The organism is Robertkochia sediminum (assembly GCF_016786255.1).
In the GTDB taxonomy this organism is placed as follows: Bacteria; Bacteroidota; Bacteroidia; order Flavobacteriales; family Flavobacteriaceae; genus Robertkochia; species Robertkochia sediminum.
On record NZ_JADMKT010000073.1, the window covers coordinates 112,485 to 128,408 of the forward strand.

General features: G+C 48.2%; 9 protein-coding genes and 2 riboswitches. Of the genes, 8 read left to right on the top strand and 1 reads right to left on the bottom strand.

Annotated features, from left to right (window positions below; all coding sequences use genetic code 11):
- Nucleotides 1-17: 17 nt before the first annotated feature.
- Nucleotides 18-2,414 carry a sodium-translocating pyrophosphatase gene (locus IS446_RS06475; RefSeq protein ID WP_203059196.1) on the top strand — a complete coding sequence of 799 codons (2,397 nt, stop codon included), beginning with the start codon at nucleotides 18-20 and terminating at the stop codon, nucleotides 2,412-2,414.
- Nucleotides 2,415-2,621: 207 nt separating this feature from the next.
- Here IS446_RS06475 and IS446_RS06480 read toward each other — a convergent pair whose 3' ends face one another.
- The gene (locus tag IS446_RS06480; RefSeq protein ID WP_203059197.1) at nucleotides 2,622-3,236 is read right to left on the bottom strand and encodes a deoxynucleoside kinase; all 615 of its coding nucleotides are present in this window, start codon (nucleotides 3,234-3,236) and stop codon (nucleotides 2,622-2,624) included.
- 443 nt (nucleotides 3,237-3,679) lie between these two features.
- Between IS446_RS06480 and metK the strand changes: the two genes are divergently transcribed.
- The 7 genes from metK to IS446_RS06515 all read left to right on the top strand — a co-directional run bounded on the left by metK (nucleotide 3,680) and on the right by IS446_RS06515 (nucleotide 15,922).
- Entirely contained in the window at nucleotides 3,680-4,966 is a 1,287-nt protein-coding gene (metK, locus tag IS446_RS06485) for a methionine adenosyltransferase (RefSeq protein WP_203059198.1), read from the top strand.
- Between the two features lie 44 nt (nucleotides 4,967-5,010).
- Nucleotides 5,011-5,115, top strand: a riboswitch (SAM riboswitch).
- Between the two features lie 77 nt (nucleotides 5,116-5,192).
- On the top strand, nucleotides 5,193-8,603 hold the full coding sequence (gene thrA / locus IS446_RS06490) for a bifunctional aspartate kinase/homoserine dehydrogenase I (RefSeq protein ID WP_203059199.1): 3,411 nt from the start codon (nucleotides 5,193-5,195) through the stop codon (nucleotides 8,601-8,603).
- A gap of 24 nt (nucleotides 8,604-8,627) precedes the next feature.
- Nucleotides 8,628-9,848 carry a trans-sulfuration enzyme family protein gene (locus IS446_RS06495; protein ID WP_203059200.1) on the top strand — a complete coding sequence of 407 codons (1,221 nt, stop codon included), beginning with the start codon at nucleotides 8,628-8,630 and terminating at the stop codon, nucleotides 9,846-9,848.
- A gap of 85 nt (nucleotides 9,849-9,933) precedes the next feature.
- Nucleotides 9,934-10,032: riboswitch (SAM riboswitch) on the top strand.
- A gap of 96 nt (nucleotides 10,033-10,128) precedes the next feature.
- Nucleotides 10,129-11,133 carry a homocysteine S-methyltransferase family protein gene (locus IS446_RS06500; protein WP_203059201.1) on the top strand — a complete coding sequence of 335 codons (1,005 nt, stop codon included), beginning with the start codon at nucleotides 10,129-10,131 and terminating at the stop codon, nucleotides 11,131-11,133.
- Nucleotides 11,133-13,811 carry a methionine synthase gene (gene metH / locus IS446_RS06505; protein ID WP_203059202.1) on the top strand — a complete coding sequence of 893 codons (2,679 nt, stop codon included), beginning with the start codon at nucleotides 11,133-11,135 and terminating at the stop codon, nucleotides 13,809-13,811. The genes IS446_RS06500 and metH overlap by 1 nt, the downstream gene beginning before the upstream one ends.
- Nucleotides 13,812-13,843: 32 nt before the next feature.
- Nucleotides 13,844-14,797 carry a methylenetetrahydrofolate reductase [NAD(P)H] gene (gene metF / locus IS446_RS06510; RefSeq protein WP_203059203.1) on the top strand — a complete coding sequence of 318 codons (954 nt, stop codon included), beginning with the start codon at nucleotides 13,844-13,846 and terminating at the stop codon, nucleotides 14,795-14,797.
- Nucleotides 14,798-14,821: 24 nt separating this feature from the next.
- On the top strand, nucleotides 14,822-15,922 hold the full coding sequence (locus tag IS446_RS06515) for an acyloxyacyl hydrolase (protein WP_203059204.1): 1,101 nt from the start codon (nucleotides 14,822-14,824) through the stop codon (nucleotides 15,920-15,922).
- The last annotated feature ends 2 nt before the right edge of the window (nucleotides 15,923-15,924 follow it).

The window sequence follows — 15,924 nt, forward strand, 5'->3', positions numbered from 1 at the left end:
TTTAACTACTATATATTATGGATTTTAATTTTGTGTATATTCCCGTGGCCCTCGCTTTGCTGGGGCTCGTCTTTATGTTGATCAAGGCGTCATGGGTTAAAAAACAATCTTCCGGGAATGAACGAATGAAAGATATCTCGGAACATATTAAAGAAGGAGCTCTTGCCTTTCTCAAAGCTGAATATCGTATTCTATTTATTTTCGTGATCATCGCTTCTATTGCCCTTTACGGGATCTCGATGATCGTAGCCACTACCAGTTGGCTTATTGTGCCCGCCTTTATCGCGGGCGCGTTGTTTTCTGCCCTTGCCGGTAATATCGGTATGCGTATTGCTACCGAAGCGAACGCGAGAACAGCAGAAGCTGCCCGTGAGAGTCTTCCTAAGGCACTACAGGTGTCTTTTGGAGGAGGAACGGTAATGGGGCTTGGTGTTGCCGGACTGGCAGTGCTGGGGCTTAGTTTGTTCTTCTTGTTCTTTACCAATATGTTCATGGGGCAGGAAGGTTCTTTCTATGACAATATGACCATGGTGCTTGAAGCCCTTGCAGGTTTCTCACTGGGAGCTGAGTCTATCGCTCTTTTTGCACGTGTAGGTGGAGGTATCTACACTAAAGCGGCCGACGTAGGTGCCGACCTTGTAGGTAAGGTAGAAGCGGGTATCCCTGAGGATGATCCGCGTAACCCTGCTACGATCGCCGATAACGTTGGTGATAACGTTGGTGATGTTGCCGGAATGGGGGCCGATCTTTTCGGGTCTTATGTGGCAACCGTACTGGCATCGATGGTACTTGGAAATTACCTGATCCGCGATATGAAAGTGGTAGGGGAATTCTCTGATAATTTTAATAATATGGGGCCTATAATCCTTCCGTTGGTGATCGCCGGGGTTGGTATCCTCGCCTCTATCATTGGAACTTTCCTGGTGCGTATTGGCAGTAATGATGCTAAAGAAGCTCAGGTGCAACGCGCTTTGGATATCGGTAACTGGGTAGCTATCGGGATTACTGTATTTGCGAGTTGGTTCCTGATCCAGTGGATGCTTCCGGAAACCATCGAAATGAGCTTTTTCCAGGAAGGGTATAAGAGTGTTCCTTCCCGTCACGTATTCTACGCAGCACTTATCGGATTGTTCGTGGGGTCTGTGATCTCTTATGTGACCTCTTACTATACCAGTTTAGGTAAAAAACCGGTACTCGATATCGTAACCAACAGTTCTACGGGGGCTGCTACCAATATTATTGCCGGACTTGCAGTAGGTATGAAATCTACGTTCTGGTCGGTTACCCTGTTCGCTGTAGCGATCTACGGGTCTTATGCCCTGGCAGGTTTCTACGGGGTTGCCCTTGCAGCTTCTGCTATGATGGCTACCACCGCGATGCAGTTGGCTATTGATGCCTTCGGACCTATCGCCGATAACGCAGGAGGGGTTGCAGAGATGAGCGAGATGCCTTCTGAAGTACGTGAGCGTACCGATATTCTCGATTCTGTGGGTAATACTACCGCTGCGATCGGAAAAGGGTTCGCTATTGCTTCGGCAGCACTTACTGCTTTAGCGCTTTTTGCGGCCTATGTGACCTTTACAGGTATTGATGGGATCAATATCTTTAAGGCGGAGGTGTTGGCTAACCTGTTCGTGGGTGCTATGATCCCTGTGATCATTTCTGCCCTTGCCATGAAATCGGTTGGTCGTGCAGCTATGGAAATGGTTCACGAGGTGCGTCGTCAGTTCAAGGAGATCCCCGGAATTATGGAAGGGAAAGGAACTCCTGAATACGGAAAGTGTGTAGATATCTCTACGCAGGCCGCACTTAAAGAAATGCTGCTTCCCGGAGTGATCACTATTGTGACTCCTATCTTTATCGGATTGGTATTCGGTGCTGAGCCTCTTGGAGGGTATATGGCCGGTGTCTGTGTGTCTGGTGTGATCTGGGCTATCTTCCAGAACAATGCCGGTGGTGCATGGGATAATGCTAAGAAATCGTTTGAAGCCGGTGTTATGATCAACGGCGAAATGACCTATAAGGGATCTGATGCTCATAAAGCAGCTGTAACAGGAGATACCGTTGGTGATCCGTTCAAAGATACTTCAGGGCCATCGATGAATATCCTGATCAAGCTTTCTTGTTTGGTAGGTCTTGTGATCTCTCCAATTCTTGGACATCACACTGTAGAAGGTACTGCTATGACTGCTGAAGAGGTGCGTAAGGAGATCCGTGTTGAGGTGGTGGCTGAACAAGGTGAAGGTGAAGAGGCTACTGCTGTGATCACTACCACCAAAGTTGTTGCCGGAGAGGAGACCGTTGAAGAAGTAACCGTTGAGGGTACTAAAGAAGACATCGAGAAAGCGGTTGAAGAGGTTGACGGTGATGCAGTAAAAGTGAAAATTAAGAAAACCGAGGCAGAAAAGAACTAACCACAGGTTTTGTAAATACAAAAACACCGCCCAATGGCGGTGTTTTTTTGTTATTGGGTTATGCCCTCCTTCGCTAAAGCTTCGGGGGATGACAAGGTTATACAGTTATGAGGTGACGCAGTTACGCGGTGAAACGGTGCCTGCTGTCAAAGTCGCTATCTTTGCTCTTTATTCATTACCCTTTACTCCTTTACCCTTTTACCATCTCTAAAACAACCCGTGTAACTCGGCATCGATCTTATTGATGATCTCCCCAAGGTCTTCCTGGTTGTCTACGAAATCATAACGGTCTACATCTATTATAAGTAGTTTGCCCTTATCGTATTGGTGGATAAATGCTTCGTAGCGTTCGTTCAGGCGACTCAGGTAGTCGATAGAGATCGAGTTTTCGTAGTCTCTTCCTCTCTTGTGTATCTGTTTTACCAGGTTAGGGATAGAGCTTCTCAGGTAAATAAGCAGGTCCGGCGACTGCACCAGGCTCTCCATGAGTTGGAAGAGGCTGCTGTAGTTCTCGAAGTCCCTGTTGGTCATGAGTCCCATGGCGTGCAGGTTGGGCGCGAAAATATGGGCATCTTCATAAATAGTCCTGTCCTGAATGATCTGCTTACCACTTTCTCTGATCTGAAGGATCTGGCGAAAACGACTGTTGAGAAAGTATACCTGCAGGTTGAAGCTCCAACGCTCCATCTGGTTGTAAAAATCGTCCAGGTAAGGGTTGTCTACCACGTCTTCAAAATGTGGCTCCCAATTAAAATGTTTTGCTAATAAACGTGTGAGCGTAGTTTTACCCGCTCCAATATTTCCGGCAATGGCAACGTGCATCTGGTTCTGAAATTATAAATTTAAGGATAGCTTCTTGTGGTAAATATACAAGTTATGCCTAAGGAGGGAAACAATTTTAAAAGCGAATTTTAAAAGGGCCTTTTGGTGATTCGTTTTTCTCTAAAACCGGTGGTTTTAACCGTTATTCCTGTAGAGCATAATCGATGTTCATGATATGATCCGCTGCGGTTTCACGTGTTCTTATACTTTCCTGTTGCAGGTAAGGTGCTCAGTGCAAACTGGTAATAATTTCTAAAAACGTTTTGCAAACAAAACATAATGTCTATTTTTGTCGTTACAAATTATCGGAGGACAGATTTGACTGATTGCAACCTCAATAAAAAATGCTAAAGCAGTTATCGCCTTTCCGAACCCGGAAGTGTGGTAATCTCCTTTAGACGACTTTCGTCAGATCTCCTCCCGCAACAAAATTTTAGTATCGTATGGCGTATTTATTCACATCAGAATCGGTGAGTGAAGGACATCCGGATAAGATCGCAGATCAGATCAGTGATGCTTTACTGGATAATTTTCTGGCTTTTGATCCCGAGAGTAAGGTGGCTTGTGAAACCCTGGTAACTACCGGGCAGGTAGTATTGGCAGGAGAGGTGAAGAGTGATACCTATCTCGATGTGCAGTCTATAGCAAGAGAAGTGATCAATAAGATCGGGTATACTAAGGGAGCCTATAAGTTCAGCGGCGACAGCTGTGGGGTGATCTCTCTTATCCACGAGCAATCCCAGGACATCAACCAGGGGGTTGATCGTGCAACCAAAGAAGAGCAGGGAGCAGGAGACCAGGGAATGATGTTCGGTTATGCTACCAGCGAAACAGCCAACTTCATGCCTCTGGCACTGGATATCTCTCACAAGATCCTTCAGGTGTTGGCAGAACTTCGCAGGGAAGGTGATCAGATCGCCTACCTGAGACCCGATGCCAAATCACAGGTTACTATTGAGTATTCAGACGATAATATTCCCCAGCGTATTGATACCATTGTGATCTCTACACAGCACGATCAATTCCATGATGATGATGAGGTGATGCTGAAGCAGATCCAGAAAGACCTTAAAGAGATCCTTATGCCACGTGTTCAGGCGCAGTTGCCTGCCTATGTTCAGGAGCTTTTTGATGCCGATGTGAACTACCATATCAATCCTACCGGGAAATTCGTTATCGGAGGTCCTCATGGAGATACCGGTCTTACCGGAAGAAAGATCATCGTAGATACCTATGGTGGTAAGGGAGCTCACGGTGGAGGAGCTTTTAGCGGAAAAGATCCGAGTAAGGTAGACCGCAGTGCGGCTTATGCTGCAAGACATGCTGCCAAGAATCTGGTGGCTGCCGGGGTGGCAGAAGAAGTGCTTGTACAGGTGAGTTATGCCATCGGAGTGGTAGAGCCTACCTCGATCTTTGTAAACACCTATGGTTCGGCTAACGTAGACCTTACCGATGGGGAGATCGCTAATAAGGTGAAAGAACTCTTTGATATGCGTCCGTTCGCGATCGAAGATCGTCTGAAACTTCGCGAACCGATCTATCAGGAAACCGCAGCTTACGGACATATGGGGAAAGATCCTCAGGTGATCACCAAGGTGTTTGAATCTCCGTATAACGGAAGGGTAGAGAAGGAAGTGGAGCTCTTTACCTGGGAAAAATTAGACCATGTTGAAAAAGTGAAGGAGGCGTTTGCCCCTGCTTTTAAAGAAGCGACTGCTGCCAAGCTCTAAAGAGCAACAAAGCACGCTTGTATAGTTCATAAATTTACTGACTGAAGTTATCAGGAAAGGCGGAGGGACTAGACCCTGCGAAGCCTTAGCAACCCTTTTGAAATAAAAGAAGGTGCTACATTCTACCCCGAATTGGGGGAAGATAACCTTATTCTACTCTTGTAGTTCTGCCTTTCAGGGTACTTCGGCATAACCCCTCATTTTATGAGGAATAATTAGTTTGATCATGCTGGATCTGAAAACAGAACTGTTGTCATTACAACTCAAAGAATTTCAAACCCTGAGCGGGGCTGTTCAGGATGTTGCCCTGTCTTACCAGGTATTCGGAAAGCCTTTGCTTTCTGCACCTGTGGTGCTTGTAAATCACGCCCTTACCGGGAATTCTAACGTGAGTGGTCCCGACGGCTGGTGGAACGAGCTTATCGGGCCCGGAAAGTGTATCGACACCCATACCTACACCATTCTTTCATTTAATATTCCCGGAAACGGTTACGACGGTGTTCTTATTGATAATTACCGGGATTTTGTGGCCAGAGATATCGCTTCGGTCTTCTTAAAGGGACTTGAAGTGCTCGGGGTCGAAAAATTGTTCGCCCTTATTGGGGGCTCCCTGGGGGGAGGTATCGCCTGGGAAATGGCAGCGCTGGCTCCCCATATCACCCAACATCTTATTCCCGTAGCTTCAGACTGGAAATCTACCGATTGGCTTATTGCCAACTGCCAGATACAAGAGCGAATTCTCAACAATTCGAACGACCCCGTTCACGATGCACGTATGCATGCTATGCTGTGCTACCGTACCCCTGAATCGTTCAATGAGCGGTTTGGCAGAAGTACCAATGAAACCCTTCAGGTGTTCAATGTGGAGAGCTGGTTGTTGCATCACGGCAAAAAACTACAAGACCGTTTTCAGCTTGCTGCCTATAAGCTCATGAACCAGTTGCTGAAAACCATTGATATTACCCGCGACAGGGGGGCTGATTTTAAGATCCTGGAAGAGATCGATGCCAATATCCTTATTGTAGGTGTGAGTTCAGACCTGTTCTTCACAGCCAAAGAAAATCGCGATACCTATAAGCGACTGGCTGCCTCTAGCGGTCGCGTGGGCTATGGAGAGATCGACTCTGTACACGGGCATGATGCCTTTTTGATCGAGACCGGACAATTGGCAAAATTGATCCAACCTGTATTCAGGCCTGAGCTTAGCAGTGAGAAGATAGCCGTATTGAAATTCGGAGGCCGTTCCCTGGCCAATGGACAGGGGGTTTCAAATGCGATCAACATCATTAAAGATAAGGCAGCGCGAAAAGAACGCCTGGCCGTTGTAGTCTCTGCCAGGGGGAGCGCCACCGACGAGTTGGAGGCTCTGCTTGAAAGTGCGGCTCAAGGCAGGTCTTATGCTGAGGCTTTGGAGCAATTTAAAACATATCAGCAGGTATTGGCTCCCGATGCTCCTGTGGGGAAGGTATTCGATAGGCTGGAGAGCTTGCTTTCCGGAGTGCGATTGCTCGGTGATTACAGCGATAAGATCAGGGATGAGGTCCTGGCCCAGGGGGAAGTACTATCCGGAATCACTGTGAGTCACCTGCTGCAGAAAGCTGGGGTGAATGCATATTTTGCAGATACCCGTGAGCTGATCAAAACAACCGGAGATTTTGGTGACGCTCAACCTATAGATGAGGTGTCGCGAGCCAATGTAGTGCGACATTTCACCACTCATAATGGCACTACGGTTAATGTGCTTACCGGTTTTATAGGAACCAACCTGAAGAATGAGACCACCACGCTTGGGCGTAATGGTAGTAATTATACAGCGGCTTTGTTGGCCAACTATCTCGATGCTGCCGAGGTCCAGAACTATACCCATGTAAGTGGGATTTTTACAGCCGATCCCGAATGGGTGCCGGGAGCGAGGCGCATAGAGAAGCTGTCCTATAATGAGGCGAATGAGCTCGCTAATTTTGGGGCGACCATACTCCACGCTAAAACCATTATTCCGCTGCTGGAAAAGAATATTCCCCTGCGCATTCTCAACACCTTCGATCCGGAAAACAAGGGTACCCTTATCAGTGCAAATTCTGAGGGCGAAGGGATACGGTCGTTATCGGTGCTCGACCATATGGCTCTTGTAGATCTTGAAGGTCGCGGATTGCTGGGGAGGTCTGGGGTCGATGCCCGTATCTTCAGGGCGCTGGGTGAAGCGCATATAAGTGTGAGCATCATCTCCCAGGGGTCTTCAGAAAGGGGTATCGGACTCGTGGTGAATGCCAATAGAGCCGGGGATGCGGTTGCAGCGCTAAAAAAGGAGTTCGAGGCCGACCTCCGTACTCATGATGTGAATGCTATTTCGGTAACAGACGAGGTTGGGGTGATCTCTATTGTGGGACAGGATCACAGTACTTTCCATCAGCCTTATACCACCCTCATCAGGAACAAGGTGGTCCCCCTGCTTTTTAATAATGCAGTGACCGGAAAGAATGTGAGTTTGGTGGTGAGGAAGAAAGACCTGCATAAGGCGGTCAATGTGATTCACGGTGAGATCTTCGGCATCTCAAGGGTGATCAATATTGCGGTCTTCGGTCATGGTACCGTTGGTGGCGTGCTTATCGATCAGATCCTTAATTCAGCGAAGAATATTGAAAAGCGCAAAAAGGTGCGACTCCGTATTGTTGCCATTGCGAATTCCAGGCAGGTGCTTCTGGATCCTTTCGGGGTTGGTAGCGACTGGAGAGAGCGATTGAAAGAAAGCACGGTTACGTCATCGGTGGAAGGGGTGGTAGCCTTTGCAGAAAAACACCATTTGGGTAATCTTATAGCCGTAGACAATACGGCAAGTTATGTGCTTCCCGCGAGTTATGAGCGGCTGGTAGCGGCAGGGTTCGACCTGGTGTCGTCCAATAAGATCGCCAATACGCTGGGGTATCGCGAGTACAGGTCGCTTCGTGAGACCCTGGAGCGCAACCAGAAACAATACCTGTATGAGACCAATGTAGGGGCGGGATTGCCCCTTATCGATACGATCAGGTTGCTACATCTTTCCGGTGAAAATATTACCCGTATTCGCGGGGTGTTCTCCGGGACCCTGAGTTACCTCTTCAATCGATTCTCTGTAGAAGACCTTCCTTTTAGTGTCATCCTCAAAGAAGCTCTTAACCAGGGGTATACCGAGCCTGACCCCAGGGAAGACCTTAACGGGAACGATGTGGGAAGAAAACTGTTGATCCTGGCCAGAGAACTCGAACTTATGAACGAGCTCGATGATGTGAACGTGCAAAGTCTTGTTCCGGAGACGCTCGAAGCCATGGAGCCGGCCGAATTCCTGACGCGACTTAATGAATTCGACGGGTATTTTCAAAGTTTGAAAGATGCCCTGGAACCGGGTCACGTGCTTCGGTTTATCGGAGATCTTCACGGTGACCTGCAGCAGGATAAGGGGATCCTGGATGTAAGCCTTGTTTCGGTGCCCCGGGAAAGTGCTCTCGGACAGGTGCGTGGTGCCGATTCGATCTTTGAGATATATACCGAATCCTACGGTGAGCACCCTATTGTGATCCAGGGAGCAGGTGCCGGGGCGGCCGTTACCGCAAGAGGGGTATTCGGAGATATCCTGAAATTAAGTGAGAGAAATTACGTTTGACCATTAACCTGAAAACCATATAGTATGAATAATGATCATTTTGAAACCAACGCCATAAGAACCCAGCTAAATCGCACGGAATACCAGGAGCATTCCGTGCCAATGTACCTTACTTCCAGCTTTGTCTTCGAAGATGCTGAAGATATGAGGTCAGGCTTTGCCGAAGAAAAAGAGCGCAATATTTACAGCCGCTTCACCAATCCGAATACCAGTGAATTCGTTGAGAAGATCTGTAAAATGGAGGGGGCTGAGTCGGGATATGCCTTTGCTACAGGGATGGCAGCCGTATTTTCCACCTTTGCGGCACTCCTCAACAGCGGGGATCACATTGTATCCTGTCGTTCGGTATTTGGGTCTACCCATGGGTTGTTTACCCGATACCTCCCGAAGTGGAATATCACCACTTCCTATTTTAAGGCCAATGAGGTCCATACGCTGGAATCGCTTATCAGGCCCGAAACGAAGATACTTTATGCCGAGACCCCTACCAATCCCGGGGTCGATGTGCTCGACCTGGAAGCCCTGGGGGCGATCGCAAAAAAACACAACCTGATCCTGGTCATCGATAATTGTTTTGCAACCCCTTACCTGCAGCAACCCATAAAATTTGGTGCCGACCTGGTCATTCATTCGGCTACCAAGCTTATCGATGGTCAGGGCAGGGTGCTTGGAGGTGTAACAGTAGGTCGTGCCGATCTGATTAGAGAGATCTATCTGTTTGCGAGAAATACGGGTCCGGCACTGTCGCCCTTTAATGCCTGGGTGCTTTCGAAGAGTTTGGAGACCCTCGCTGTTCGCGTAGACCGGCACTGTGAGAATGCCCTCAAGGTAGCGCAGTTCCTTGAGAAACACGATGCTGTTAATTGGGTGCGTCATCCCTTTTTACCATCGCACCCACAGTACGAAGTAGCAAAAAAACAGATGAAACACGGGGGGAGTATCGTGGCCTTTGAAGTTAAAGGCGGTATAGCGGGAGGAAGAAGGTTCCTTAATAGCATACAGATGTGTTCCTTGTCTGCTAACCTGGGTGATACCCGTACCATTGTAACCCACCCCGCATCGACCACCCACAGTAAGCTGGCTGAGGAGGACAGGCTCGAAGTGGGGATCACCGATGGCCTGGTAAGGGTGTCTGTAGGATTGGAAAATGTGGAAGATGTGCTGGCCGATCTGGAGCAGGCATTACAGACGGCGGTAAAAAGAGCGAAAGTCGGATCCCATACATCAGAGAGCAGCGATGCGTGATGGGGAGAAGATCCCCGGTTTTAGAGGCTTTTGCGGGAAATATTATAGTGGTTATATTTGCAGCTCAATTCACTAAGGTATTGATGTGTTATCAAGAAAGGTGAAGGGATAAGACCCGTTGAAACCTTAGCAACCCTCTAACCGGAGAAGGTGCTACATTCTGCCTGAAAAGGAAAGATAACGAATGCTTGATCTCCCTTTTTTTGCACAGATAACATACCGGGAATATTAAAAAATAACAGTAAAGCAACCTGTGTGTTTTGCTTTACAGAATAGGATCATGAAGGATATAAGAAAAGCGTTAGAGAAGCGCATACTGGTGCTGGACGGAGCCATGGGAACCATGCTTCAGGAGTATAAATTTACGGAAGCCGATTTTCGGGGAGACCGTTTTAAAGAGGCGGCCCATTCTCAAAAGGGTAATAACGACCTGTTGTCACTTACCCAGCCGGAGGCGATCGCTGCCGTGCATGCGAAATACCTCGAGGCCGGTGCCGATATTATAGAGACCAATACGTTCTCTTCTACAACGATCGCCATGGCCGATTATGGCCTGGAAGATGCCGTGTACGATCTGAATTTTGAAAGCGCCCGTATCGCCAGGGAGGTTGCCGATCAATTTACGTCCGGTAATCCCGAAAAGCCACGTTTTGTAGCGGGGTCTATGGGGCCTACCAATAAAACGGCAAGTATGTCGCCAGATGTCAACGATCCGGGGTTCAGAGCGGTGACCTTTGATGAGTTACGCCTGGCCTACAAACAGCAGGCAGAAGCTCTGGCCGATGGTGGGATCGATGTTTTTCTGGTAGAGACCGTGTTCGATACCCTTAACGCCAAGGCAGCTCTCTTTGCAATCGAAGAGGTGAAAGAAGAAAGAGGTGAAGATATCCCGGTTATGGTAAGTGGCACCATTACCGATGCTTCCGGCCGGACCCTTTCCGGACAAACGGCCGAAGCCTTTATGATCTCCGTGTCTCATATTCCGCTGTTGAGTATCGGATTTAACTGTGCCCTGGGTGCCGATCAATTGCTTCCTTATGTGAAACGACTGTCCCGAAAATCACATACCTACATTTCGGCCCACCCCAATGCGGGACTGCCTAACCATTTTGGGGAGTACGATCAGACACCTGAAGAGATGCAGGCTCTGATCAGAAAGTACCTCGATCAACACGTGGTGAATATTATCGGAGGGTGTTGTGGAACCACCCCCGAGCATATCCGTGAGATCGCCAATGCCGTTGCCGAATATGAACCCAGAACGCTTACCCCAACAGCAGAATGATGATGAACTGTAACAGATATTTGAAACTCTCGGGCCTGGAGCCCCTGATCATAACACCCGATACCAATTTTGTAAATATCGGGGAGCGTACCAATGTAACCGGTTCCCGTAAATTTCTGCGCCTGATCAAGGAGGAGAAATACGAAGAAGCACTTGAAGTTGCCAGGGCACAGGTTGAAGGAGGAGCACAGATCATCGATGTGAATATGGATGAGGGGATGATCGACGGGGTGCACGCCATGACTACCTTTTTAAAACTTATCGCATCAGAGCCCGATATTGCCAGAGTGCCGGTGATGATAGATAGCTCAAAGTGGGAGATCATAGAAGCAGGACTCAAAGTAGTACAGGGAAAATGTGTGGTTAACTCCATATCCCTCAAAGAAGGAGAGGCCGAGTTTAAGGCCTGTGCAAAAAAAATAAAACGCTATGGGGCGGCGGTGATCGTCATGGCCTTTGATGAAAAAGGGCAGGCCGATAGCTACGAAAGACGTATCGAGATCTGCGAGCGCTCTTACCGTATCCTTGTCGATGAGGTGAACTTTGCTCCCGAAGACATCATTTTCGATCCCAATATCTTTCCGGTAGCTACGGGTATGGAAGAGCACCGTAAGAATGCGGTCGACTTCTTTATGGCGACCAAGTGGATCAGGGAAAACCTGCCCTGTGCCCATGTGAGTGGAGGGGTGAGCAATGTGTCGTTCTCCTTCAGAGGGAATAATGCCGTTCGCGAGGCGATGCATTCGGCATTCCTGTATCATGGGATACAGCACGGAATGACCATGGGAATCGTGAATCCGCAAATGCTGGAGGTCTACGATGAGATCCCAAAAGACCTGCTGGAGCATGTTGAAGATGTGTTGCTTGACCGTCGCGAAGACGCGACCGAACGCTTGCTGGCCTTTGCCCAGGAGGTAAAGGGTAGCGATAAGGTCGTGGGAAGAGCCAATATGGAATGGCGGGAAGCCCCCCTTCAAGACCGATTAACCCACAGCCTCGTGAAAGGTATCGATGAGTTTATTGAGGTCGATGTGGAAGAAGCGCGTCAGGAGGTAGAGCGCCCGATCCAGGTGATCGAAGAGCACCTCATGAATGGAATGAACGTGGTGGGAGACCTGTTTGGTAGTGGGAAAATGTTCCTGCCGCAGGTAGTGAAGTCTGCCCGGGTGATGAAAAAGGCGGTAGCCTATTTATTGCCTTTTATTGAAGAAGAGAAAGAAGAGAATTCCAGAAGTGCCGGGAAAGTATTGCTGGCAACCGTGAAAGGCGATGTTCACGATATCGGAAAGAATATTGTAAGCGTAGTACTCGCGTGTAATAATTACGAGGTGGTAGACCTTGGGGTTATGGTGCCACCGGAAAAGATCATCGAGCAGGCGGTCGCAGAAAATGTTGATCTTATAGGGTTGAGCGGACTCATTACGCCATCGCTGGATGAAATGGTTTACCTGGCTAAAGAGCTCGAACGTCGCGAGATCACTACCCCGCTGCTTATTGGTGGAGCTACGACCTCAAGAGCCCATACGGCAGTAAAGATCGCACCGGAGTTTTCGGGTAGTGTGGTGCATGTTAACGATGCTTCAAGAGCCGTGACCGTGGCAGGTAACCTTTTAGGAAGAAAAGATGCCGATGCCTATAAAGCGGGATTAAGGGCAGAATACGATAAGCTCAGGGAAGGCTACCTGAGTCGTTCCAAAACTAAGTCGTACTTAGACCTGGAATCGGCCAGGGCTAATCGCTTGCAACTCGATTGGGAGGCTTTTGACCCAGTAACGCCCGCCACCAAAGAAATAGTAGAGGTAACGGTAACCGCCGCAGAACTTGAGCCGTATATAGACTGGACCCCATTTTTTAGATCATGGGACCTTCACGGAAAATATCCTGCCATTCTTAAGGATGAGAAGGTTGGTGCTCAGGCTACCGAATTATTTGCCGATGCAAAGGCCATGCTGAAGCAGATCAAAAATGAAGATTGGTTCGACATCAAGGGTGTTTTTGGTGTTTTCCCTGCGAACACCGTAGATCACGACGATATTCAGTTGTACGACGCCCAGGGCGTTCCAACCCATAAATTCCTCACCCTTCGTCAGCAATCAAAAAAATCAGGACAGGTGCCTAACCTGGCACTAGCGGATTTTATTGCGCCTGAGGCTACCGGAAAGCGCGACCATATCGGGGCCTTCTGTGTGACAGCAGGATTTGGGGTGGCCGAAAAGGCCAAAGCCTTCGAGGAAGCCCATGACGACTACAACAGTATCATGGTAAAAGCCCTTGCCGACCGACTTGCTGAGGCGTTTGCAGAATACCTGCATGAAAAAGTACGTAAGGAGCATTGGGGCTTTGCCGCTGAAGAGCAATTAGACAACCAGGCCCTTATTGCGGAAGCATATCGCGGTATTCGTCCGGCACCGGGATATCCGGCGTGTCCGGATCACCTGGAAAAGAAAACCATATGGGAATTACTGCAGGTAGAAGAGCGCATTGGAGTTTCCCTGACAGAGAGCCTGGCGATGTGGCCGGCGGCTTCTGTTTCCGGATACTACCTGGCCCATCCTGAAAGTAAGTATTTTGGTCTCGGGAAGATCCTTGCCGACCAGGTGGAGGATTATGCTTCAAGAAGAGGTATAGCCCTGGAAGAAGCGCAAAAATGGCTTAATCCGAATATCGCAGATCGTTGATCGTAGCTCAAAAAGAAACAACAAAGAACTGAATGAAAGTAACCGAACATATTAAAAAGGCCGAAGGTAAAACGCTTTTTTCCTTTGAGATCATTCCGCCGAAGAAGGGGAGTAGCATAGACGAATTGTATCGCAATATCGATCCGCTTATGGCGTATGATCCGCCATTTATCGATGTGACCACCTCAAGAGAGGAGTTCGTGTATATCGATAAGGGAGGTCTGCTCGAACGCAAGATCACACGTATGCGCCCCGGGACCGTAGGGATTTGTGCCGCGATCAAACACAAGTATGATGTAGATACCATACCTCATGTTTTGTGTGGCGGATTCACCAAAGAAGAGACAGAATACCTGCTGGTAGATTGTAACTACCTCGGCATCGATAACGTTATGGCTCTGAGGGGTGATGCTATGAAGCATCAGCGGTACTTTGAAAAAACCAGGGGAGGTCATGAGTATGCGTCCGAGCTCGTAGAGCAGATCAGAAACCTCAGAGAGGGTAAATACCTTCATGAGACCATGGAAGCCGGAAACCGTGCCGATTTTTGTATCGGGGTGGCCGGATATCCTGAGAAACACCTCGAGGCGCCTTCCCTGGAAACAGACCTGAAAAAATTAAAGCACAAGGTCGACATGGGGGCCGATTATGTGGTTACTCAAATGTTCTTCAGAAATGAGGCCTATTTTGAATTCGTGGAACGCGCAAGAGCTATGGGGATCACGGTGCCTATTATACCGGGGATCAAGCCTATCGCTGTCAAGCGTCATCTGCAGCTCCTTCCGCAGGTGTTTAAGATCGACCTGCCGGAAGCGCTTATTGCCGAAGTTGAAAAATGTAAGGACAATAAAGCGGTTCGCCAGGTTGGGGTAGAATGGTGTATACAGCAATCCCGGGAGCTTAAAGAAGCCGGGGTTCCCGTATTGCATTATTATTCCATGGGGAAATCAGATAATATTAAGGCTATCGCAGAGTCGGTATTTTAAATAATAAACTTATTTTTGGGTGTAATGATCGCTAATCGTAACGCCCTAAGTTTGTTGTTGCTATTGTGTTTTGTTCTTGTCCGCGGGCAGGAAGAAAGGCGCAATAGTTTTCTTGATCTTCACTATTATTACGGTACGATCATGGAGCATAATCCCGATCTCCTCCACCTGATCACCGAAAACCCAAACGGGGTTATTGTGAGCTGGAATAAGCGAACCGATGGGTCTCAGGATTGGCATCATCTGTACAACTTTCCGGATTACGGGGTGAGCTTTACCTATCAGGACCTTAAAAACACGTATCTGGGTGAGAACTTTGGTCTTTATGCCCATTATAACTTCTATTTTTTTAAGAGACGTCTGATGTTTCGCGTAGGGCAGGGAGTAGCTTATGCTACCAACCCCTATGATAAGGAAACTAATTTCAGGAACAATGCCTATGGCAGTACCCTGCTAAGCAGTACCTATATGATGCTCAATTACCATCGGGATCGCATCTGGAAACGCCTCGGACTCAATTTTGGGGTGTCGCTCATTCATTACTCCAATGCGAATGTCAAAGCCCCAAATACCAGTACGAACTCCATCGTGTTTAATCTGGGAGCTAATTACGACCTTGATTCCGAACCTTTGAGAAGAGAACGGCGAGAGGTGTCTAATGCCTACACAGAGCCCGTGGGGTATAATCTTGTCCTACGTGGAGGTGTTAATGAAAGTGATATCGTGGGTAGCGGACAGTATCCGTTTGTTGTTGGGTCTTTCTACGCCGATAAGCGCATTAATTTAAAGAGTGCCCTTCAGGCCGGAGTCGATGTGTTCTTTTCAGAGTTCCTGATCGAATACAACCGGTACAGGGTAGTTTCGTTTTTTGAAGAAGACCGTGAAGCAGATGCAGATTACAGGCGTATCGGACTTTTCCTTGGACATGAGCTTTTTCTTGGGAAAACAGGCATCCTCTCCCAGATGGGGTATTATGTGTATAACCCCATTGAGTTTGAGAATGATGTATATTTAAGGTTGGGCCTCAAAAGGTATTTCCGGCCACATATTTTCGGAGCGGTCACCCTGAAAAGTCATTGGGCAAAGGCCGAAGCTGTTGAACTTGGAATTGGATACCGATGGTAAGA

Excerpts from the sequence above, each read along its gene's own strand:
- IS446_RS06480 (WP_203059197.1), bottom strand. The coding sequence starts at position 3,236 with ATGCACGTTGCCATTGCCGGAAATATTGGAGCGGGTAAAACTACGCTC.
- metF (WP_203059203.1), top strand. The coding sequence starts at position 13,844 with ATGAAAGTAACCGAACATATTAAAAAGGCCGAAGGTAAAACGCTTTTT.
- metK (WP_203059198.1), top strand. The coding sequence starts at position 3,680 with ATGGCGTATTTATTCACATCAGAATCGGTGAGTGAAGGACATCCGGAT.
- IS446_RS06515 (WP_203059204.1), top strand. The coding sequence starts at position 14,822 with ATGATCGCTAATCGTAACGCCCTAAGTTTGTTGTTGCTATTGTGTTTT.
- metH (WP_203059202.1), top strand. The coding sequence starts at position 11,133 with ATGATGAACTGTAACAGATATTTGAAACTCTCGGGCCTGGAGCCCCTG.
- IS446_RS06495 (WP_203059200.1), top strand. The coding sequence starts at position 8,628 with ATGAATAATGATCATTTTGAAACCAACGCCATAAGAACCCAGCTAAAT.
- IS446_RS06475 (WP_203059196.1), top strand. The coding sequence starts at position 18 with ATGGATTTTAATTTTGTGTATATTCCCGTGGCCCTCGCTTTGCTGGGG.
- thrA (WP_203059199.1), top strand. The coding sequence starts at position 5,193 with ATGCTGGATCTGAAAACAGAACTGTTGTCATTACAACTCAAAGAATTT.
- IS446_RS06500 (WP_203059201.1), top strand. The coding sequence starts at position 10,129 with ATGAAGGATATAAGAAAAGCGTTAGAGAAGCGCATACTGGTGCTGGAC.